Origin of the sequence: Xanthomonas sp. LMG 12461 (assembly GCF_009192935.1) — a bacterium.
GTDB lineage: Bacteria > Pseudomonadota > Gammaproteobacteria > Xanthomonadales > Xanthomonadaceae > Xanthomonas_A > Xanthomonas_A sontii.
On the sequence record NZ_NQYT01000073.1, the window covers coordinates 1 to 17,580 of the forward strand.

Genomic DNA, 17,580 nt, shown 5'->3' on the forward strand with positions numbered 1-17,580 from the left:
TCATGGGGGCGGGCGGGTCTAGGCTGTATCGACATTCAGCGGTATTTTTTTGGGATGTCGAAGACCATCACGTCGCGGCCCAGCCGCTATGAATTGACCCAGAGCCAATGGGAGCGGATCGAAGACTTGCTTCCAGGCAAAGCCAGTGACCCGGGCCGCACAGCAGCGGACAACCGGACTTTCGTCAATGGCGTGCTGTGGGTGTTGCGCTCCGGCGCACGCTGGAGTGATCTGCCGCCGCGCTACGGGGCCTACAAAAGCGTGCACAAACGCTTTACCCGTTGGGCCGCCAAGGGCGTCTGGGAGCGGATTTTCCAGAGCCTGACTCGGGCTCGAGACAACGAGTACCTGATGATCGATAGCAGCATCGTCCGGGCGCATGCACAGGCGGCGACCGGAAAAGGGGGGCTTCGGACTCGGCTCTGGGGCGCTCCCGAGGAGGCCTGAGCACAAAGATCCACTTGGCCGTGGATAGCCAGGGCCGGCCGGTGCGGGTCGTGCTGACAGGTGGGCAGCGTAACGACATCACGCAAGCGCGCGCCTTGTTGGCCGGGTTCAAGCCGAAATATGTGCTGGCCGACAAGGGCTATGACAGTCGTGAACTGGTGGCGTTGATCAGGTCACGAGGCGCCAAGGCGGTGATCCCTCCACGCAGTTGCCAGCGGCCGCGCCGCTACGACAAAGCACGCTACCGGTTACGCAATCGCATCGAACGTTGCTTCGCCAAGCTCAAGCAGTTCCGCCGTATCGCCACGCGCTTCGATCGCAAGCCAACTCATTTCTTGGCTTTCCTGTATCTGGCCTCTATCCCAATGTGGCTGAAATGAATGTCGATACAGCCTAGGGGAGCCTTATGACTCTCCGCTTCCCGCCTGCGCGCGGCATCCGCTTTTGAGGATCGGTAGGGCGCTGAAGTCGCGAGGTATGAAGGGGCAGGTGCTGCGGCGGCAGCCCGGGTGTCGACTTGGCGGGCGTCGGCGGTGTGCATCCATCGGCCGCGTGCCGTCACGCCGGGGGCAGCAGACCCAGCGCTTTTACGATTCCCCAATCCCGATTCCCGATTCCCGGCCGCCGAGGCGGCCACTCACCCGCCGAGAATCAGCACCGGCGAGCGGAAACCGCTGAGGTGATGGGTGCCGGTGGCGATGTCGCTGCGGTAGCGGCCGGGGATCTCGATCTGGCAGCGTTTGCCGATGCGCACGCCGGGGCCGATGTCGACCTGTCGGCCGAGCGTGGCCTGGGCGCCGATCTGCGCTTCGGCAGCGAGCGTCACGCCGGCCTCGATCCATGCCGAGGCGCCGACCTTGACCGCCGATTCCAGCACCGCCGCCGCGCCGATCCAGGCGTTGAAACCGATGTCGCAGTGCGCATCGACGATGGCGCCGGCGCCGATCGCGCAGTTCTCGCCAACGCGCGCGCTCGCGGCCACCTGCGCGCCGCGGCAGATCAGCGGCGGCATCCTGAAGCCGCGCGCCTTCAGTTCGCCCATCAGCTCCTGGCGGCGGAAGTTGAGGAACTGCGCGCCCCAGGCGACGAAGGCGGTGGCGCCGGTGTCGGCCAGTGCGTGCAGGGCATCCAGGTCGAAGCGGTAGTCCTTGCCCTGGGCCACGTCCACCGGGTGCAGCACGCACTCCGGCGCCGCCTCGGCCCAGGCCGCCAGCGCCCAGCGCAGCAGCGCACCGCTGCCGACCACGTACTTGTCAGAGGACATGGCGGCCCTCCATGACGTCCATGTACCAGCGTTCGATCTGCATGTTGGCGTGCTCGTAGTCGCCCAGCACCGCGCGCGGGGCGCCGGCGCGCAGTCCCGACTGCACCTGCTCCATGATCTCGATGTCCTCGCGCAGTACCTTCTCGGCGCCGTGCAGGTGCCCCAGCAGCACCGCGTCGGAACCCGGATAGCGCTGCTTCTTGCGCGCGGTGACGTAGTAGACCAGCAGGTCGGTGCGCTGCGCCGATACCGGCTGGTGGTGCTCGATGATGAAGGAATAGCCACCCGAGCCCGAGGCGATGTGCAGGTTCGGGTACAGCAGCCAGTTCAGATACCAGTCGTCGTTGCCGAAGCGTTCGACGTGCGCGTGCCAGGGATAGTGCGCCATCGCCACCAACGGCTCGTTGAGCCCGCCGCTGCTGAAATCGCGCAGGCGCGCCAGATGCGCCTCGCGCGAGGCGCTGCCCTCGGCATGGTAGCGGCGCGCCTCGGCGACGCCGGCATCGTCCATCTGCACCTGGAACTTCACCTGCTGCGCCAGCGTGCGCGCATGCACGAAGCGCGGGTGCAGCGCGTCGCGCAGGTTCTCGTAGGCCAGCTTCCAGTTGAAGTCGGCCTCGAAGGTCGCCACCAGCACTTCGTCGTCGAACTGTTCGGAAGCGGCGCGCAGCATCTCCAGCGCCTCCAGCGAGAACTGCGCCTCCAGCGGCATCGGCGCGGGCGACAGGTTCACGAACACCAGCTTGCCGATGCAGGCCACCGCGAAGCGGCGCAGCCGCAGGCAGGCGCGTGCTTCCGGGGCCAGGCGGTAGGCCTCGTCCTGGAACGGAATATTGTCCACGCCGCCGTCGGCGCCGTAGCGCCAGCCGTGGTAGCCGCAGACCAACGGGCGCACGCCCTGCGCTTGCTGTTGCAGCGGGTTCTGCCGGTGCAGGCACAGGTTGTCGAAGGCGCGCAGTTCGCCGTCGATGTGCTGCACCACCACGTCCACGCCGCAGATCGAGCGGCGCACGAAGGCGTTGGGCTTGTCCAGCAGCATGCGCGGCGCCACGAACTGCCACAGCGGCATCATCAACTTTTCGCGCTCGCGGGCGAACCAGGCCTCGTCGATGTAGGCCTCGGCCGGTATCAGCGAATGCATGCGCGCGCCTCGGTGGTGCGGCAGGGCGTGCCGTGGCGGTGTTCGGCGCTGTGTACGTGCATGGCGACATCCCCAGTGACGTTGCGGAAGATAGCACCTCGCTGCGCGCCGACGATGGCGCGGCCGGTCCTGTGCCGGGGTAGGGCATTGGCCCGGTAGAATACGGCTCCCCTCTTCGCGCAGGCGCCGCCGCCATGGTCACTCTGGGAACCCCGTTGTCCGCTTCCGCCACCCGTGTGCTGCTGCTTGGCTCCGGCGAGCTGGGCAAGGAAGTGGCGATCGAACTGCAGCGCTTCGGCGTGGAAGTGATTGCGGTGGACCGCTATGCCGACGCCCCGGCGATGCAGGTCGCGCACCGCAGCCACGTGGTCGACATGCTCGATGCGATGGCGTTGCGCGAACTGATCGCGCGCGAGCAGCCGCACCTGATCGTGCCGGAGATCGAGGCCATCCACACCGAAACGCTGGTGGCGCTGGAGCGCGACCTCGGCCAGCGGGTGATCCCGACGGCGCGTGCGACGCGGCTGACCATGGACCGCGAAGGCATCCGCCGCCTGGCCGCTGAGACCCTGGGCCTGCCGACCTCGCCGTACCGCTTCGTGGACACGCCCGAGCAGTACCGCGAAGCGATCGCCGCGGTCGGCCTGCCGTGCGTGGTCAAGCCGGTGATGTCGTCCTCCGGCAAGGGCCAGAGCACGCTGCGCAGCGCCGCCGATATCGACGCGGCGTGGGAGTACGCGCAGACTGGCGGCCGCGCCGGTGCCGGCCGCTGCATCGTCGAGGGTTTCATCGACTTCGAGTACGAGATCACCCTGCTGACCGTGCGCCACGCCGGCGGCACCGCGTTCTGCGATCCGATCGGGCACTGGCAGAAGGACGGCGACTACCGTGAGAGCTGGCAGCCGCAGTCGATGTCGGCGCTGGCCCTGCAGCGCGCTCAGGACATCGCCCGTGCGGTCACCGACGATCTCGGTGGCTGGGGCCTGTTCGGCGTGGAGCTGTTCGTCAAGGGCGACGAAGTCTGGTTCAGCGAAGTGTCGCCGCGGCCGCACGACACCGGCCTGGTCACCCTGGTGTCGCAGGAACTGAGCGAGTTCGCCCTGCATGCGCGTGCGATCCTCGGCCTGCCGATTCCGGCGATCCGCCAGAACGGCCCGTCGGCCTCGTGCGCGCTGCTGGCCCACGGCGAAGGCGTGCCGCGCTTCGGCAACGTCGATGCCGCCCTGCAGGCCCCTGACACTGCCCTGCGTCTGTTCGGCAAGCCCAGCGTGCACGGCCACCGCCGCGTCGGCGTGACCCTGGCCCGCGGCGCCGACATCGAGCAGGCACGCCAGATCGCCCGCGCCGCCGCCGCCGCCCTCACCATCGACCTGGACGCATAAAACGGCGAGCGCTCGAAAGCGGGGCCAAAGGGGACCCGCTTTCCCATTCCCCACTCCCGATTCCCCATTCCCGGCCCTCAAGCCGGCGGCGCGAACCGTGCCGCCGCCAGGCGGATGCTCCACACCAGTTCGACCATCGCCAGGTTGTTGAGCAGCGCCTCGCCGCCCAGCACCAGCCAGTAGCCGGCGCCGTCGACCCAGAACGGCACGAACGACCAGTCCGGCAGCAGCAGTTGCGGCTCGCTGTAGAACGCCACGTAGCGGTGCGCGCCGTGCCAGCCGCGCGCGCTCTGACGCTGAGCGAAGCCGGAGAAGTCGGCCGCGGCCACGCTCAGCGTGTCGGCCTGTTCCTGGTCCAGGCCGGCATGGCCCAGGCAGAAGCCGCTGTCGGAGGCCAGCACCGCGCGGCGTTCGGCCGACAGCGGGGCGATCACATGCTGGGCGAAATCGTCCAGGCGGATTTCCGGGCCCGGCACTGCGCGCCGCAGCAACTGCACCCATTGCTGTTCGCGCGCCTCCTGCAGCAGCCGCTGTGCGTCGCCGCCCACGCGCTGGCGCCACTCCTGCAGCGACAGCGCGCCGTGCGCGCCGAGCAGCAGTTGCAGCGCGCGCTGCAGGCGGTCGGGCGTGGCGCTGGCGAAGCCGTGCAGCACGCCGTGCGGGGTCGGCATCAGCCAGGTCGGTTCGGAGCCGGTCGGGTCGGGGGCGGTCATCGCGGCGCACTCGCGCTGGAAAAGGACAGGGCGTCGACGTTGCGGCCACCCAGCGGCTCGCGCTGCTGCAGCCAGCGCGCGGTGCTGTCCCAGCGGTCGCCCAGGGCCAGCGCATGGCGGCGCAGTTCGCGCGTGGCGAGCATGAAGGCGAGCTTGTCCTGGCAACTGATGCAGTAGTCCAGGAACTCGCGCTCGCAGCGCGCCGCGGCGATCGGTGCGCCGTCGCACAGCGCGTCCACCACCTCGCGCACCATCCGCCGCGAATGGTCCGGGCTGGCCCGGCGCACCCGCGCCGGCACGTCGGCGGACGGCCGCGCCAGCACGCTCCAGCGCGTGGCCAGGGCGTTGATCGGCAGCAGCGCGTGGCCCTGGCTGTGGCGCTGGAAGGTCTCGGCCACGTGCGGCGCCAGATGCGCCGCGGCCATCTGCAGCGCCAGCTGGCGCAAGGCGACGTCGTGCCGCGGCAAGGCCACGAACAGGTCGGCCAGCACGCCCTGGGTCGGTTCGTTGTCGTGCAACTGCAGTGCGGCGTGCAGCCGCGCCAGGTGCGCGGCGGCGTCGCGCGGGTCGCGCAGCAGGGCACGGGCATGGGTGCGCATCACCAGGCGTGCGGGATCGCGAGCGGGAAGCGTGGGCATGGGCGCCTCAGTCCAGCAAGGTGTCGATCAGGTCGATCATGAATTCGGCGTCCTCCGTGGCCATCGCCTCGAAGCCGCGTTCCAGGCCCAGCGCATCGAGCACTGCCTGGTCGTCGCGATGCGCGGCATCGCCCAGCGCCAGCAGGGCGTCGCGCAGCGCCGGCAGTTGCGGGCCCAGGCGCGGATGCGCCAGCAGCACGTGGCCGATGTCGCACAGCGCACTTTCCACCAGCGGGCGCAATCGCGCGCGGGTCAGGCGCGACAGGCCGTGGTAGGCGGTGGCCAGGAACAGGCCGGCATCGGCTTCGCCTTCCAGCAGCAGCCGCGCTACCGCGGCGTAGCTGCTGGCCGGGCGCCAGGCGATGCGTTCCGGCTCCAGGTCGGCCGGTTCCAGCAGGCGCAGGCCGATCAGGCGTACGTCTTGGTTGGCGGTCAGCGCGATGCGGCAGCCGTAGGGCAGGTCTTCCACGCAGCGTGCCGGCGCCTCGGCTGCGCTCGCGATCACCACCTCGTCGGCGTGCCCGCGCGGCCTGACCAGCGGCAGGTAGCCGCGGTCGCGGATCAACGCGCTGGCGTCGAACGGACTGGCGTACACCAGGTCGACGACGCTGTCGTCCAGCAACTGCCGCTGTTCGGCGGCATCGGCCGGCATCAGCAGGCGCAGGCCGATGCCGGCGCGGCGCTGCAGCACCGTGCTGAGCAGGTACCAGCCGCCGAAGTACTCGGGCGCGAAGTCCGGCGCGACCAGGAACGTGCAGCTCATGCCAGCGGCTCCGCGCGTTCGTCCTGCAACCACTGCGCGTACAGCGGCTGCAGCGCGTCGATGCGCCGCCGCGACGGCTTGCGCCGCACCGAGGTGAAGCCGACCACGCGGCCGTCGCGGACGTTCGGCAAGGCGGTGGCGTAGACCCAGTAGCAGGCGCCGTCGCGGCGCAGGTTCTTGACGTAGCCGTGCCACTTCTCGCCGGCCAGCACGGTGTCCCACAGTTCGCGGAATGCGCGCCGCGGCATCTCCGGGTGGCGCAGGATGCAGTGCGGTGCGCCGATCAGCAGTTCGCGCGGCCAGCCGCTGAGTTCGACGAAGGCGTCGTTGGCGTGGGTGATGATGCCCTCCAGGTCGGTGCGCGAGACGATCAGGCGCCCGTCCGGGTAGGCCACCTCGCGTTCGCTCCAGTACACCTTGCGGCGGCTGCCGTCGTGGTAGCGCAGCTCGGCGCTGCGGTGCGGCTCGTGCGGCGCTTGCATCGGCGGCAGCGGCATGGCGGCGCCCCTACAGGATCTGTTGCAGCGCCTGCGCGGCGCGCTTGATGTCCAGGAACACCAGGCCGAGCTTGGCGCTGGGTTTGGCCAGCACGGTGAGCACCGCCTCGCGGCCGGCCGCACTCATGATCACGTAGCCGAGTTCGCCCTGGATCAGCACCCGCTCCAGCGCGCCGCGCGCCAGTTCGCGCGCGCTGCGCTCGCCCAGCGCGAGCAGCGCCGCGGACATCGCGCCGACCCGGTCCTCGTCCATGCCCTGCGGCATCGCCGAGGCGATCATCAGCCCGTCCAGGGAGATCAGCGCCGAGGCCTCGATATCGGCAGTGGCGCCATTGAGGCCTTCCAGCGCCTGTTGCAACTGTTGCGTTCGCATGCTCGCCATCCGCTTGCGCATCCCGACCGGGTGCGGGAGGCATTGGACCGCGTCGGCGCAGTCTTGCCCTTGATCTGGATCAAGGCCGATGGCGATGCCCGGCGCAGGCGCTGCGCAGGAGGGGCGATCCGATGGACGGCACCGCTGCCGCGAAGGCGTCGGGCCCTGCTCACACCGGCGATGCCTCGGGGCCAGCGGTCAACGCGGCCGCGCGGGTGCAGGCCGCTCGCCAGGCGCCTGGCGCGCCGGCCAGGCAAGCAAAAGGCGGCCGTCAGGCCGCCTGTGGGTGCTGCAAGGCGGCGCCATGCTGCGCGCCGCGCCGGGCCGCCTGCGCTTACCGCCCTGCGGCGACGTCGACCCAGACCAGGTGATGGTCGCTGCCGTCGGCGATGGCGGCGGAGGCGTCATCGGAGGCCGGCCAGAACACGCCGCTGTCCAGGTAGCGGAAGTTGCGCGACGGCAGCACGTAGTCCAGGCGCATGGTGCCGGCCTTGGGGCCGAAATCGCCGGTGACCTGCTGCGGTGGGCCGCGATGATCGATGCCGGTGGCCGCGTAGGCGCGCGTGGTCTCCTCGCCGCCAGCGCTGTGCGGGGTGGGGTATTGCAGGACGCGCGGATGCGTCACCAGCGCGCGGATCGCGTCGTGGTGGCCGTCGCCGTCGATCACGTCGTTGTTGAGGTCGCCGAGCATCACGAACTGCGCATCGGCGGCCAGCCCGCCGCAGCGGCCGGCGTCGTCGCACAGCCAGCGCGCCTTGCCGCTGCCGGCATCGTCCAGGTACTCGCGCCACAGCCGCAGTTCGTCGTGGTTGCGTGCGGCGTTGCGCTTCTCCGCGCCGTCGAACACCGGCGGGGTCGGGTGCGACACCAGCGCATGCAGCACGCCCAGCGGGGTGCGCACCGGCACGTCCCAGTGCGACTTGGACGACAGCCGCAACTGCGCCCACACCGCGTCGCTGTGGAAGAAGCGGCCGGTGGCCGGATCGACCGGGCGCAGCGCGCCGGGCATCGCGCTCCATTTCAGCAGGCGGAAGCTGCGCACCGCCGCGGTGTCGATCGGGTACTTCGACAGCAGCAGCATGCCGTACTGGCCGGGATGCAGGCCGTAGCCCCAGGCGTCGTTGCCGCGCGCGCGGCCTTCGCCGCCGACATGGCCGTCGTTGTCCAGGTCCAGGCCGCTGGGCACGCCGGTGTTGACCGGGGCCAGGTAGCGGTAGGGATAGCGCAGCGCAGCGCCGCCGTGCGGTTGCGGCACCGCGAGGTAGCGCTGCTCGAACAGGTCGGCGGCGCGGTGCGCCTCGTCGTAGTCGAACTCGTTGAGCAGCACGATGTCCGGGCGCACCTGCTGCAGCACCGCGGCGATCTTGCGCGCCTGCGCGCTGTCGCCCTGCAGGGCGGCGATCAGCGCGCCGGGTTCGTCGGCATTGAGCGAGGTGTTGTAGGTGGCCAGGCGCAGCGTCCTGGCGGCGGGCGCGGCGGCGTCGGTCATCGGGGAGGACGTGGGAGCGGTGTGCGCGCAGGCGCCGCACAGCAGGGTCAGGGCGAGCAGGAGGAGGCGTGATGTCATGCGCCGATTTTCGCATGCGCGGCATGTCGGCACGATGGCGCGGCGACCTGCGGCGGCATCGGCTGGGCAGCGCGGTAGCGGTTGCCGTCGGCTAGCCGCCGAGCTGGCGCAGATAGTCGTCGAAGTCGCGCCAGTGGCGGCCGTCGTAGGCCTGCAGCGGCCGGAAGCGGCGCTTGTAGTCCATCTTCTGGTGGCCGCGGATCCAGTAGCCCAGATACAGGTGGCGCAGGCCCTCGCGTCGCGCCCAGGCGATCTGCTGCAGGATCGCCAGGGTGCCCAGGCCGCGCGCGCCGGCGTCCGGGTCGTAGAAGGTGTAGACCGCCGACAGCGCCTGCGCGGCGATATCGGTGACCGCTACCGCCAGCAGCGGCCCACGCCTTCCGTCCGGCATGCGCTGCCGCAGCTCCAGGAAGCGGCCATGCGACCAGCGGCCGATCAGGAACTGGTCGAACTCGTGCGCGCCGTGATCGTCCATGCCGCCGCCGGGATGGCGGTGGCGCAGGTAGCGCTGGTACAGCGCCAGCTGTTCCTCGCTGCGCTCGGCGGCGACGATGCGGACTTCGACATCGGTATTGCGCGCCAGGCAGCGGCGCTGGCTGCGATCGGGCACGAACGCGTCGATCGGGATGCGCACCGCAACGCAGGCGCGGCAATGGTCGCAGTGCGGGCGATAGACCAGATCGCCGGAGCGGCGGAAGCCCCAGCTCAGCGCCAGCGGATACAGCGCGCCCAGGCGTGGATCGTGCGGGTCCAGCACCAGGTCGCGGGCCTGCCGCTCGGGCCAGTAGCCACACGCGTGCTGGCCGGTCTGGAACAGCCGCAGGTCGTCGCTGGCGTCGGAATGGATGGCCATGCGTCGAGCATAGCGCTTCGCCATCGCAGCGGCCGCGACTGTCCCGTCGATGAATACGCCCGGCGGCGGGTCAACCGCGGCGGCGACGGGGCGTTGTCAGCAGGGAAGGCGCCGCGGTGCCGGCCCGCGATGCGGGCCGCTTGCGGCGCCGGACGCCTGCCGTCCTCGGCAGGTTCCTCATCATCCTCAGGGAGTGACCCATGAAGTCTCGCAACCCGCTGCTCGCCCTGGCCGTGCTGGCCGTGCTGTCCGGTACCGCCTACGCCGTTCCCCCGCCGCCGGCCGATCCCGCCGCGCCCGCCGATGCCGGCGGCATCGCCGCGCTCGACAAGAACGGCGACGGCGTCATCGACCGCAGCGAGGCCGCCGCCGATCCGCGCCTGGCCCAGCATTTCGACGCCATGGACAAGAACCACGACGGCAAGCTCAGCCGCGACGAGTGGCCGCGCCACGGCCGTCACGGCGGCCCGGGCGACCACGGCGTGCCCGGCGCGATGATGGCCAAGCTGGACACCAACAAGGACGGCCGCATCAGCCGCGCCGAAGCGCAGGCCGATCCCAAGCTCGCCGCGCGCTTCGACAAGATGGACGTGAACAAGGACGGCTACATCGACCGTGCCGACTTCGAACTGCGCGCCAAGCAACATCGCGATGCCTGGTTCACCGCGGCCGACACCAACAAGGACGGCATGCTCAGCCGCGCCGAGTTCGATGCGGCGCAGGCCAAGCGCTGGGCGCATCGCCCGGGCGGGCAGCGCGGTGGCGACGCACCGCCGCCGCCGATGCCGGCGCCGGACAGCAACTGAGCCATCCGCCGCGGCGGTGGCCGCGGCGTCACTGCACCAAGGCGCCGATCGACAGCGCCCCTGCGCCCCGCGCGCAGGGGCGTTCTTGTTTTTCCATCGGCCGAAACCTGCCGTCGCGTGCAGTGCAGTGCGGCGCAGGTGCAGCGCGGGACGTGCGTGGTCGCGCGGGGCGCGTCGGCAGCGTCGCGGCCGGTTGCGGTGGCGGTCTCCGCTACGGCGGACACCGCGCGCAGGATGCGATCGCCGTGCCGATCGGATTGCCGTCGCAGCGTTGGCGCCTCCGCCGTCGCGCAAGGACGATCATCGGCAGGACGTCATCGCCATAGGCGACGTCCACCGCATGCGTGGACCTGCGTTCGGCGCGGCTCAGTTGCCGCGCGGCGCCGGCTGCACGCGCACGCGCACTTCGTCGCTGCCGGTGTCCTGCGCCGGGGGCGTGGCCGGTTGCGTCGCGGGTGCCTGTGCTGGTGCGGTGGTCGGCGCGCGGTTGTCGCGATGGCGCAGCACGGTGATCAGCGCCACCGCACCGATCGCCAGCAGCAGGGCGATGCGGATGCGCCAGGCCCAGCGCTTGCCGCCGTCCGCTTCCACCTGCGAGCGGAACTCGTTCAAGTAGGGCGCACGGCCCTGTTCCGGATCGCGGCGGGTGCTGTCGAGCAGGCCGGCGTCGCGCAGCAGTTCGCGTGCACGCGGCTGGTCGTCGGCGTGCACCACCCACACCGTGGGCTGCGCCTGCGCCGCGACCGGGTCGAGATAGCTGAACTGGCCGCTGCGCCGGGTCCGGTAGGAGCGGCCGTTGCTCAGGCGCACGTCGATGCCGGCGTCGCGCAGCAGGGCGGCGACGCCTTCGGCGGTTTCCACGCGTTGGCTGCTGAAGATCTGACGCATGTTCGTGTCCTCAGCGTTTTGCCGGCACCTGCGCCGCGGCGTCGGCGTCGGGGACCACGCGGATCAGGCCTTCCTGTGCGGTGCTGGCCACCAGGGTGCCGTCGCGGGTGAAGAACTGCCCGCGCGCCAGGCCGCGCGCGCCCTGCGCGCTGGGGCTGTCCAGCGAGTACAGCAGCCAGTCGTCGGCGCGGAACGGACGATGGAACCACAGCGCATGGTCGAGCGAGGCCATCTGCACGTTCGGCGTGTAATAGCTGATGCCGTGCGGGAAGGTGGCGGTGCCGAGCAGGTGGAAGTCGGAGGCGTAGGCGAGCAGCGCCTGGTGCAGTTCCGGCGCATCGCCGACCGGCTCGCTCAGGCGCAGCCACATCTGCTGGAACGGCGGACGCTTGGGCGGATTCAGTTCGTCGCGCGGATACACGTGGCGGAACTCGAACGGGCCGCCGCGCGAGAGCCAGCGCTGCACCTTGGTCGGCAGCGTCGCCAGCACGTCCGGGCGCGCCGCCGGAGTCGGCTCGATGTCTTCCGGTTGCGGCACTTCCGGCATCTTCAGCTGGTGGGTGGCGCCGTCCTCCTGTTCCTGGAACGAGGCCGCGCAGAAGAAGATCACCTTGCCGTGCTGGATCGCGGTGACCCGGCGCACCGAGAAGCTGCCGCCGTCGCGGGTGCGGTCCACGTCGTAGACGATGGGATGCTCGATGTCGCCGGCGCGCAGGAAGTAGGCGTGCAGCGAATGCACGCGGCGCGCGTTCTCCACCGTGGCCTGCGCCGCCGACAGCGCCTGGCCCAGCACCTGGCCGCCGAACACGTACTTGGTGCCGATGTCGCGGCTCTGGCCGCGGAACAGGTTGTCCTCCAGCCGCTCCAGCGACAGCAGCTCGATCAGTTCGGAGACGACGGGGGCGGGCTTGGCGGACAAGAGACGGGGCCTGGCGACGGACGTGCGCCGATTATAGCGGGCCGTCCGCGCCCGCCCGCGTGCCCGCTCCGCTCAGCCCTTGCCCAGCCGCGCCACCAGCGCGCGCAGTGCGGCCTGGGTGTCCGGCGCCTGCCAGTCGTCGATCAGCCGCTCCAGCCCGATGTGCTCGTCGGCCAGCGCCGCGCGCAGGTCGGCGCGGGCGATGGCACGGGTCTGCAGCATCGGCTGCCGCGGGCGCTTGAGCAGGTCCAGCAGCCAGGCCAGCGCGCGCGCCACCACCAGGTCGGCGTCGACCAGTTCGTCGACCAGGCCGATCTCCAGCGCGCGCTCGGCGCTGACCAGGTCGCCGCCGACCAGCAGGCGCTCGGCGCGGTGCGCGCCGACCACCCGCCGCAGCAGGCGCTGGATGCCTTCCGGGGCGACCAGGCCGACCTGGGTCTCGTTGAGGCCGATGTGCAGCGGATGCGCCGCATCGGGGCTGCGCGCCATCACCCGGTAGTCGCAGCACAGCGCCAGCACGCAACCGCCGGCCGGGGCGTGGCCGGTCAGCGCTGCGACCACCGGGATCGGGCTGGCGGCCAAGGCGCGCGCCGCGCCGAAGAACTGCTGCCAACTGCCCAGCAGCTTGGCGCGGTCGTCGCCATGGCTCAGCAGGTGCGGCACGTCCATGCCGGCGGAGAACAGGCGTTCGTTGCCCGACAGCACGATGCCGTGCGCGCCCTCGGCGCCGGCCTGCTCGATCGCCTGGATCAGGTGCCGGCACAGATCGGTGTCCAGCGCATTGACCGGCGGCCGCGCCAGGCGCAGTTCGCGGAGGGGGCCATGGTTGATCACGTCGATGAGCGTCGTCATGCTGCGGTCTGCTTTCGAAGAAGGAACCTCGGCGATGATAACCAAACCATTCGCTGGCGTATTGTTCGTGCTGTGTGCGGTTGCCGCCACGGCGTCGGCCGCGGAACCGGCGTGCGTCACTCTGGAGCAGGGCTGGGCGCGCTTGCCGCCGAATCCGGCGATGCCGATGACCGCCGGCTACGGCGTGCTCCACAACGGCTGTGGCAAGCCGGTCGCGGTCGTCGGGGCCAGCAGCCCCGCTTTCGGCGATGTGTCGTTGCACGAAACCACGCTGGTGGCCGGCGTCAGCCGGATGCGCGCGGTCGAGCGCGTGCCGCTGGCGCCTGGCGCCCGCGTGGAACTCAAGCCCGGCGGCATGCACCTGATGCTGATGCAGGGCAAGGGTGCGCTGACCGAAGGCCAGGCCGTGCCGCTGCAGTTGCAACTGGAAGGCGGCGGCAAGGCCGATGCGACGCTGACGGTGCGCAAGCAGGCGATGTAGGGGAGCCTCCTCGGGAAAAGGCGCCTCCCCTCGTCGTAGGAGCGGTTCTCGTCCCCTTTTGTGGGATCAGCCGCGACGGGCGAAGCCCAGCGTCGGCTGAGACCACCCGTCGTCGGGACTGAAGTCCCTCCCACAAGGAGCGCACGCCGCTCCTGCGTGGGCAGCGCCGTTGCACTGCGGACTATGCGCCGGGCCACGCCCGGCGCAAGCGCAGGCCTCAGCTCGTCGCCTTGCGTACGGCGTCCGGCAGCGGCGCGCTCTTGCCGGTCTGGGTGTCCATCCACACCACCACCACGTGGCCGTCGGAGTACAGCCGGCTTTCGTCCTGCTGGTCGACGATGCGGTGGCCGATGGTCACGCTGCTGGTGCCCAGGCGCTCGACGAACAGTTCGACCAGGATGTCGTTGGGCCACACGATCGGAGCGCGGTAGTTGACGTTGGTCGCCGCCACCACCGGGGCGATGCGATCGCTCATCGAGACGCCTTCCACGCCCAGCATCCAGCGCACGCGCGCCTCTTCCAGGTAGGAGATGTACTTGGCGTTGTTGACGTGGCCCATGCTGTCCATGTCGCGCCAGCGCACGCTGATCGGGATGCGCGCCAGGATCTTGTGTTCGCTGCTCATCAAACGTCCTTCTTCTTCTTGGTGCCGGTGCTGGTGGTGCTCTTGCTGGCCTTGTCGCTCTTGGCGGCCACCGCCTGCTTCTTCGCCGGCTTTTCCGGCTTGACCTTGCGCGGCGGGCGCGCATCGGGCTTGTTGGCCATCGCCGCCGGCTGCTCCGGGCGCGCGCTGGTGGACGGCAGCATCCGCGCCAGGAACTGGCCGGTGTACGACTGCGGGCAGGCCGCCACGTCTTCCGGCGTGCCGGTGACCAGGATGGTGCCGCCGCGGTGGCCGCCTTCCGGGCCGAGGTCGACGATCCAGTCCGCGGTCTTGATCACGTCCAGGTTGTGTTCGATCACCACCACGGTGTTGCCCTCGTCGCGCAGCTTGTGCAGCACGCCCAGCAGCGCCTCGATGTCGTGGAAGTGCAGGCCGGTGGTCGGCTCGTCGAGGATATACAGGGTGCGGCCGGTATCGCGCCGCGACAGCTCCTTGGACAGCTTCACCCGCTGCGCCTCGCCGCCGGACAGGGTGGTCGCGCTCTGGCCGAGCTTGATGTAGCTCAGGCCCACGTCGACCAGGGTCTCCAGCTTGCGCGCGATCGACGGCACCGGCTCGAACAGCTTCAGCGCATCCTCGACGGTCATTTCCAGCACGTCGTTGATGTTGAAGCCCTTGTACAGGATCTCCAGCGTCTCGCGGTTGTAGCGCTTGCCGTGGCAGACGTCGCAGGGCACGTACACGTCCGGCAGGAAGTGCATCTCCACCTTGATCAGGCCGTCGCCCTGGCAGGCCTCGCAGCGGCCGCCGCGCACGTTGAAGCTGAAGCGGCCCGGCGAGTAGCCGCGCGAGCGCGCTTCCGGCACCTGCGCGAACAGTTCGCGCAGCGGCGTGAACAGGCCGGTGTAGGTGGCCGGATTGGAGCGCGGGGTGCGCCCGATCGGCGACTGGTCGATGTCCACGACCTTGTCGAACAGGTCCAGGTGCTCGATCTCGCGATACGGCGCCACGCTGTGCGAGGCGCCGTTGATCTCGTTCGCCGCCAGGGTGAACAGGGTGTCGTTGATCAGCGTCGACTTGCCCGAGCCGGACACGCCGGTGATGCAGGTCAGCAGGCCGGCCGGGATGTCCAGGTCGACGTTCTTGAGGTTGTTGCCGGTGGCCCCGCGCAGGTGCAGGGTCATCTTCGGATTGGCCTTGTGGCGCTTGGCCGGGATCTCGATGCGGCGCTTGCCCGACAGGTATTGCCCGGTCAGCGAACGCGGCGCCTTCAACAGGTCCTGCACGCTGCCGTGGCCGACCACCTCGCCGCCGTGCACGCCGGCGCCGGGGCCGATGTCCAGCACGTAGTCGGCCAGGCGGATCGCGTCCTCGTCGTGCTCGACCACGATCACCGTGTTGCCGAGGTCGCGCAGGCGGGTGAGGGTGCCGAGCAGGCGTTCGTTGTCGCGCTGGTGCAGGCCTATCGAGGGTTCGTCGAGCACGTACATCACGCCGACCAGGCCGGCGCCGATCTGGCTGGCCAGGCGGATGCGCTGCGCCTCGCCGCCGGACAGGGTGTCGGCCTTGCGCTCGAGGGTGAGGTAATCCAGGCCGACGTCGACCAGGAAGCCCAGCCGTTCGGCGATCTCCTTGACGATCTTGCTGGCGATCTCGCCGCGCCAGCCGGGCAGGTCGAGCTGGCGGAAGAAGCTCAGCGCATCGTCGATCGGCAGCACCACCAGGTCCGGCAGCGGACGGTCGGCGACGAACACGTTGCGCGCGGCCTTGTTCAGGCGCGCGCCCTTGCAGTCCGGGCACGGCCGTTCGCTGATGTACTTGGCCAGTTCCTCGCGCACCGCCGGCGATTCGGTCTCGCGGTAGCGGCGCTCCAGGTTGGGGATGATGCCTTCGAAGCGATGCTTGCGCTGGGTGCGGCCGCCGGCATCGGTGAAGTAGGTGAAGGTGATGGTCTCGTCGCCGCTGCCGTACAGCACCGCCTGGCGCACGCTCGCCGGCAGCGACTGCCAGGGCGCGTCGACGTCGAACTTGTAGTGCTTGGCCAGCGAGGCGATCAGCTGGAAGTAGTACGCGTTGCGCCGGTCCCAGCCGCGTACTGCGCCGGCCGACAGCGACAGCTCCGGATGCACCACCACCCGCTCGGGATCGAAGAACTCGGCCACGCCCAGGCCGTCGCAGCTCGGACAGGCGCCCATCGGCGCGTTGAACGAGAACAGGCGCGGTTCCAGCTCCGGCAGCGAGTAGTCGCAGACCGGGCAGCTGTACTTGGAGGAGAACAGGTGCGGCGCGGCCGCGGTGTCGTCCAGCGACTGCACCGACACCATGCCGTCGGCCAGCTTCAGCGCGGTCTCGAAGCTCTCGGCCAGGCGCTGCTTGATGTCCTCGCGCGGGCGGAAGCGGTCGATCACCGCCTCGATGGTGTGCTTCTGGCGCAGCGCCAGCGCCGGCACCGCGTCGATCTCGTACAGCTCGCCGTCCACGCGCACGCGCACGAAGCCCTGCGCGCGCAGTTGTTCGAACACCTGCGCATGCTCGCCCTTGCGCTCGCGGATCACCGGCGCCAGCAGCATGTAGCGCTGCTCCGGGTCCAGGGTCAGCACCTGGTCGACCATCTGGCTGACCGTCTGCGCCTCCAGCGGATAGCCGTGGTCGGGGCAGCGCGGCTGGCCGACGCGCGCGTACAGCAGGCGCAGGTAGTCGTAGATCTCGGTGATGGTGCCGACGGTGGAGCGCGGGTTGTGCGAGGTCGACTTCTGCTCGATCGCGATCGCCGGCGACAGGCCTTCGATGTGATCGATGTCGGGCTTCTCCATCACGCTGAGGAACTGCCGCGCGTACGCCGACAGCGACTCCACGTAGCGGCGCTGGCCCTCGGCGTAGATGGTGTCGAACGCCAGCGAGGACTTGCCGGACCCGGACAGGCCGGTGATCACGATCAGCTTGTCGCGCGGCAGGTCGAGGTCGAGGTTCTTGAGGTTGTGCGTCCGCGCGCCGCGGATGCGGATGTAATCCATCGCCATGAAGAGATTCCGGAATGTGCCGGCCGTGGCGGTGCCGCTGGCCAGTGTGGGGGCGGAAAGGGGACGGCAATCGATCAGCGTACCCAGCTTGTCAGGTGGGGGCAATTGCCGCAGATCCCAGCGCCGCCGGGCGCCGGCGGCTGGCTGGTTCAGGCAGCCGCGCCGGCCCGCGGGGCTTGACAGTCCGGCCCTGGGTGGGCTTGACCCTGCCGCGCGCGGCGGCTTACAATCCCGCTCCTGTCTGCCCGAAACGGCACGGCAGGAACGACCACAATAACTACAGAGGAAGTCTGGTCATGTACGCAGTACTGGTCACCGGCGGTAAGCAATACCGCGTCGCGCAGGGCGAAACGCTCCGCGTGGAAATTCTCG

At 70.2% G+C, this 17,580-nt stretch carries 19 protein-coding genes; 5 read left to right on the forward strand and 14 right to left on the reverse strand.

The features are described 5' to 3' along the window. The first annotated feature begins 54 nt into the window (after positions 1 to 54). Positions 55 to 827, forward strand: a protein-coding gene (locus CEK68_RS17885) for an IS5 family transposase (protein ID WP_148830478.1) whose coding sequence is annotated in 2 segments (ribosomal slippage) — positions 55 to 397 and positions 397 to 827 — 774 coding nt in all. Because the reading frame shifts where the segments join, the coding sequence is not laid out codon by codon here. Positions 828 to 1,084: 257 nt separating this feature from the next. Here the strand turns inward: CEK68_RS17885 and CEK68_RS17890 are convergent. Both CEK68_RS17890 and CEK68_RS17895 read right to left on the reverse strand, forming a co-directional pair. After that, positions 1,085 to 1,711, reverse strand: coding sequence for a DapH/DapD/GlmU-related protein (locus CEK68_RS17890; RefSeq protein ID WP_043092819.1), 627 nt, complete (start codon positions 1,709 to 1,711; stop codon positions 1,085 to 1,087). Then, entirely contained in the window at positions 1,701 to 2,852 is a 1,152-nt protein-coding gene (locus CEK68_RS17895) for a Rieske 2Fe-2S domain-containing protein (RefSeq protein ID WP_152240186.1), read from the reverse strand. Before CEK68_RS17895 ends, CEK68_RS17890 begins: the two co-directional genes overlap by 11 nt. 194 nt (positions 2,853 to 3,046) lie before the next feature. Between CEK68_RS17895 and purT the strand changes: the two genes are divergently transcribed. Continuing rightward, positions 3,047 to 4,234, forward strand: coding sequence for a formate-dependent phosphoribosylglycinamide formyltransferase (gene purT / locus CEK68_RS17900; RefSeq protein WP_152240187.1), 1,188 nt, complete (start codon positions 3,047 to 3,049; stop codon positions 4,232 to 4,234). 77 nt (positions 4,235 to 4,311) lie between these two features. Here purT and CEK68_RS17905 read toward each other — a convergent pair whose 3' ends face one another. The 7 genes from CEK68_RS17905 to CEK68_RS17935 all read right to left on the reverse strand — a co-directional run bounded on the left by CEK68_RS17905 (position 4,312) and on the right by CEK68_RS17935 (position 9,638). Next, positions 4,312 to 4,947: a hypothetical protein gene (locus CEK68_RS17905; RefSeq protein ID WP_043092813.1), complete on the reverse strand. Its 636-nt coding sequence runs from the start codon at positions 4,945 to 4,947 to the stop codon at positions 4,312 to 4,314. After that, a complete protein-coding gene (locus CEK68_RS17910; RefSeq protein WP_223875685.1) occupies positions 4,944 to 5,585 on the reverse strand; it encodes a hypothetical protein in 642 nt (213 codons plus the stop codon). The genes CEK68_RS17905 and CEK68_RS17910 overlap by 4 nt, the downstream gene beginning before the upstream one ends. Before the next feature lie 7 nt (positions 5,586 to 5,592). Further along, complete coding sequence (locus CEK68_RS17915; protein WP_152240188.1) at positions 5,593 to 6,348, reverse strand: PhnD/SsuA/transferrin family substrate-binding protein; 756 nt, start codon at positions 6,346 to 6,348, stop codon at positions 5,593 to 5,595. Beyond that, on the reverse strand, positions 6,345 to 6,845 hold the full coding sequence (locus CEK68_RS17920; protein WP_152240189.1) for a PAS domain-containing protein: 501 nt from the start codon (positions 6,843 to 6,845) through the stop codon (positions 6,345 to 6,347). Before CEK68_RS17920 ends, CEK68_RS17915 begins: the two co-directional genes overlap by 4 nt. A gap of 10 nt (positions 6,846 to 6,855) precedes the next feature. Further along, entirely contained in the window at positions 6,856 to 7,239 is a 384-nt protein-coding gene (locus tag CEK68_RS17925) for a roadblock/LC7 domain-containing protein (protein ID WP_017909884.1), read from the reverse strand. 313 nt (positions 7,240 to 7,552) lie between these two features. After that, on the reverse strand, positions 7,553 to 8,785 hold the full coding sequence (locus CEK68_RS17930) for an endonuclease/exonuclease/phosphatase family protein (RefSeq protein WP_152240190.1): 1,233 nt from the start codon (positions 8,783 to 8,785) through the stop codon (positions 7,553 to 7,555). Between the two features lie 91 nt (positions 8,786 to 8,876). Next, the gene (locus CEK68_RS17935) at positions 8,877 to 9,638 is read right to left on the reverse strand and encodes an arginyltransferase (RefSeq protein ID WP_152240191.1); all 762 of its coding nucleotides are present in this window, start codon (positions 9,636 to 9,638) and stop codon (positions 8,877 to 8,879) included. Between the two features lie 200 nt (positions 9,639 to 9,838). Between CEK68_RS17935 and CEK68_RS17940 the strand changes: the two genes are divergently transcribed. After that, positions 9,839 to 10,444, forward strand: a complete 606-nt coding sequence (locus CEK68_RS17940) for an EF-hand domain-containing protein (RefSeq protein ID WP_152240192.1) — start codon at positions 9,839 to 9,841, stop codon at positions 10,442 to 10,444. A 366-nt stretch (positions 10,445 to 10,810) separates the two neighbouring features. Here the strand turns inward: CEK68_RS17940 and CEK68_RS17945 are convergent, their stop codons facing one another. The 3 genes from CEK68_RS17945 to CEK68_RS17955 all read right to left on the reverse strand — a co-directional run bounded on the left by CEK68_RS17945 (position 10,811) and on the right by CEK68_RS17955 (position 13,103). Next, positions 10,811 to 11,332 carry a DUF2007 domain-containing protein gene (locus CEK68_RS17945; protein ID WP_017912414.1) on the reverse strand — a complete coding sequence of 174 codons (522 nt, stop codon included), beginning with the start codon at positions 11,330 to 11,332 and terminating at the stop codon, positions 10,811 to 10,813. 10 nt (positions 11,333 to 11,342) lie between these two features. Further along, positions 11,343 to 12,251, reverse strand: a complete 909-nt coding sequence (gene tesB / locus CEK68_RS17950) for an acyl-CoA thioesterase II (protein ID WP_017908864.1) — start codon at positions 12,249 to 12,251, stop codon at positions 11,343 to 11,345. 72 nt (positions 12,252 to 12,323) lie between these two features. Next, on the reverse strand, positions 12,324 to 13,103 hold the full coding sequence (locus CEK68_RS17955; RefSeq protein ID WP_148830493.1) for an enoyl-CoA hydratase/isomerase family protein: 780 nt from the start codon (positions 13,101 to 13,103) through the stop codon (positions 12,324 to 12,326). 34 nt (positions 13,104 to 13,137) lie between these two features. Between CEK68_RS17955 and CEK68_RS17960 the strand changes: the two genes are divergently transcribed. Beyond that, positions 13,138 to 13,584 carry a copper chaperone PCu(A)C gene (locus CEK68_RS17960; protein WP_152240194.1) on the forward strand — a complete coding sequence of 149 codons (447 nt, stop codon included), beginning with the start codon at positions 13,138 to 13,140 and terminating at the stop codon, positions 13,582 to 13,584. 217 nt (positions 13,585 to 13,801) lie between these two features. Here CEK68_RS17960 and CEK68_RS17965 read toward each other — a convergent pair whose 3' ends face one another. Both CEK68_RS17965 and uvrA read right to left on the reverse strand, forming a co-directional pair. Continuing rightward, positions 13,802 to 14,209: a thioesterase family protein gene (locus CEK68_RS17965; RefSeq protein ID WP_017912417.1), complete on the reverse strand. Its 408-nt coding sequence runs from the start codon at positions 14,207 to 14,209 to the stop codon at positions 13,802 to 13,804. After that, entirely contained in the window at positions 14,209 to 17,208 is a 3,000-nt protein-coding gene (uvrA, locus tag CEK68_RS17970; protein ID WP_152240193.1) for an excinuclease ABC subunit UvrA, read from the reverse strand. The genes CEK68_RS17965 and uvrA overlap by 1 nt, the downstream gene beginning before the upstream one ends. A gap of 296 nt (positions 17,209 to 17,504) precedes the next feature. Here uvrA and CEK68_RS17975 point away from each other — a divergent pair. Then, positions 17,505 to 17,580: bL21 family ribosomal protein (locus tag CEK68_RS17975; RefSeq protein ID WP_193314244.1), on the forward strand; the 76-nt coding region annotated here is incomplete at its 3' end.

What these genes read in the sequence shown, in the direction of transcription:
- CEK68_RS17890 (WP_043092819.1), bottom strand. Translation starts at nt 1,711, where the DNA reads ATGTCCTCTGACAAGTACGTGGTCGGCAGCGGTGCGCTGCTGCGCTGG.
- CEK68_RS17895 (WP_152240186.1), bottom strand. Translation starts at nt 2,852, where the DNA reads ATGCATTCGCTGATACCGGCCGAGGCCTACATCGACGAGGCCTGGTTC.
- purT (WP_152240187.1), top strand. Translation starts at nt 3,047, where the DNA reads ATGGTCACTCTGGGAACCCCGTTGTCCGCTTCCGCCACCCGTGTGCTG.
- CEK68_RS17905 (WP_043092813.1), bottom strand. Translation starts at nt 4,947, where the DNA reads ATGACCGCCCCCGACCCGACCGGCTCCGAACCGACCTGGCTGATGCCG.
- CEK68_RS17910 (WP_223875685.1), bottom strand. Translation starts at nt 5,585, where the DNA reads ATGCCCACGCTTCCCGCTCGCGATCCCGCACGCCTGGTGATGCGCACC.
- CEK68_RS17915 (WP_152240188.1), bottom strand. Translation starts at nt 6,348, where the DNA reads ATGAGCTGCACGTTCCTGGTCGCGCCGGACTTCGCGCCCGAGTACTTC.
- CEK68_RS17920 (WP_152240189.1), bottom strand. Translation starts at nt 6,845, where the DNA reads ATGCCGCTGCCGCCGATGCAAGCGCCGCACGAGCCGCACCGCAGCGCC.
- CEK68_RS17925 (WP_017909884.1), bottom strand. Translation starts at nt 7,239, where the DNA reads ATGCGCAAGCGGATGGCGAGCATGCGAACGCAACAGTTGCAACAGGCG.
- CEK68_RS17930 (WP_152240190.1), bottom strand. Translation starts at nt 8,785, where the DNA reads ATGACATCACGCCTCCTCCTGCTCGCCCTGACCCTGCTGTGCGGCGCC.
- CEK68_RS17935 (WP_152240191.1), bottom strand. Translation starts at nt 9,638, where the DNA reads ATGGCCATCCATTCCGACGCCAGCGACGACCTGCGGCTGTTCCAGACC.
- CEK68_RS17940 (WP_152240192.1), top strand. Translation starts at nt 9,839, where the DNA reads ATGAAGTCTCGCAACCCGCTGCTCGCCCTGGCCGTGCTGGCCGTGCTG.
- CEK68_RS17945 (WP_017912414.1), bottom strand. Translation starts at nt 11,332, where the DNA reads ATGCGTCAGATCTTCAGCAGCCAACGCGTGGAAACCGCCGAAGGCGTC.
- CEK68_RS17955 (WP_148830493.1), bottom strand. Translation starts at nt 13,103, where the DNA reads ATGACGACGCTCATCGACGTGATCAACCATGGCCCCCTCCGCGAACTG.
- CEK68_RS17960 (WP_152240194.1), top strand. Translation starts at nt 13,138, where the DNA reads ATGATAACCAAACCATTCGCTGGCGTATTGTTCGTGCTGTGTGCGGTT.
- CEK68_RS17965 (WP_017912417.1), bottom strand. Translation starts at nt 14,209, where the DNA reads ATGAGCAGCGAACACAAGATCCTGGCGCGCATCCCGATCAGCGTGCGC.
- uvrA (WP_152240193.1), bottom strand. Translation starts at nt 17,208, where the DNA reads ATGGCGATGGATTACATCCGCATCCGCGGCGCGCGGACGCACAACCTC.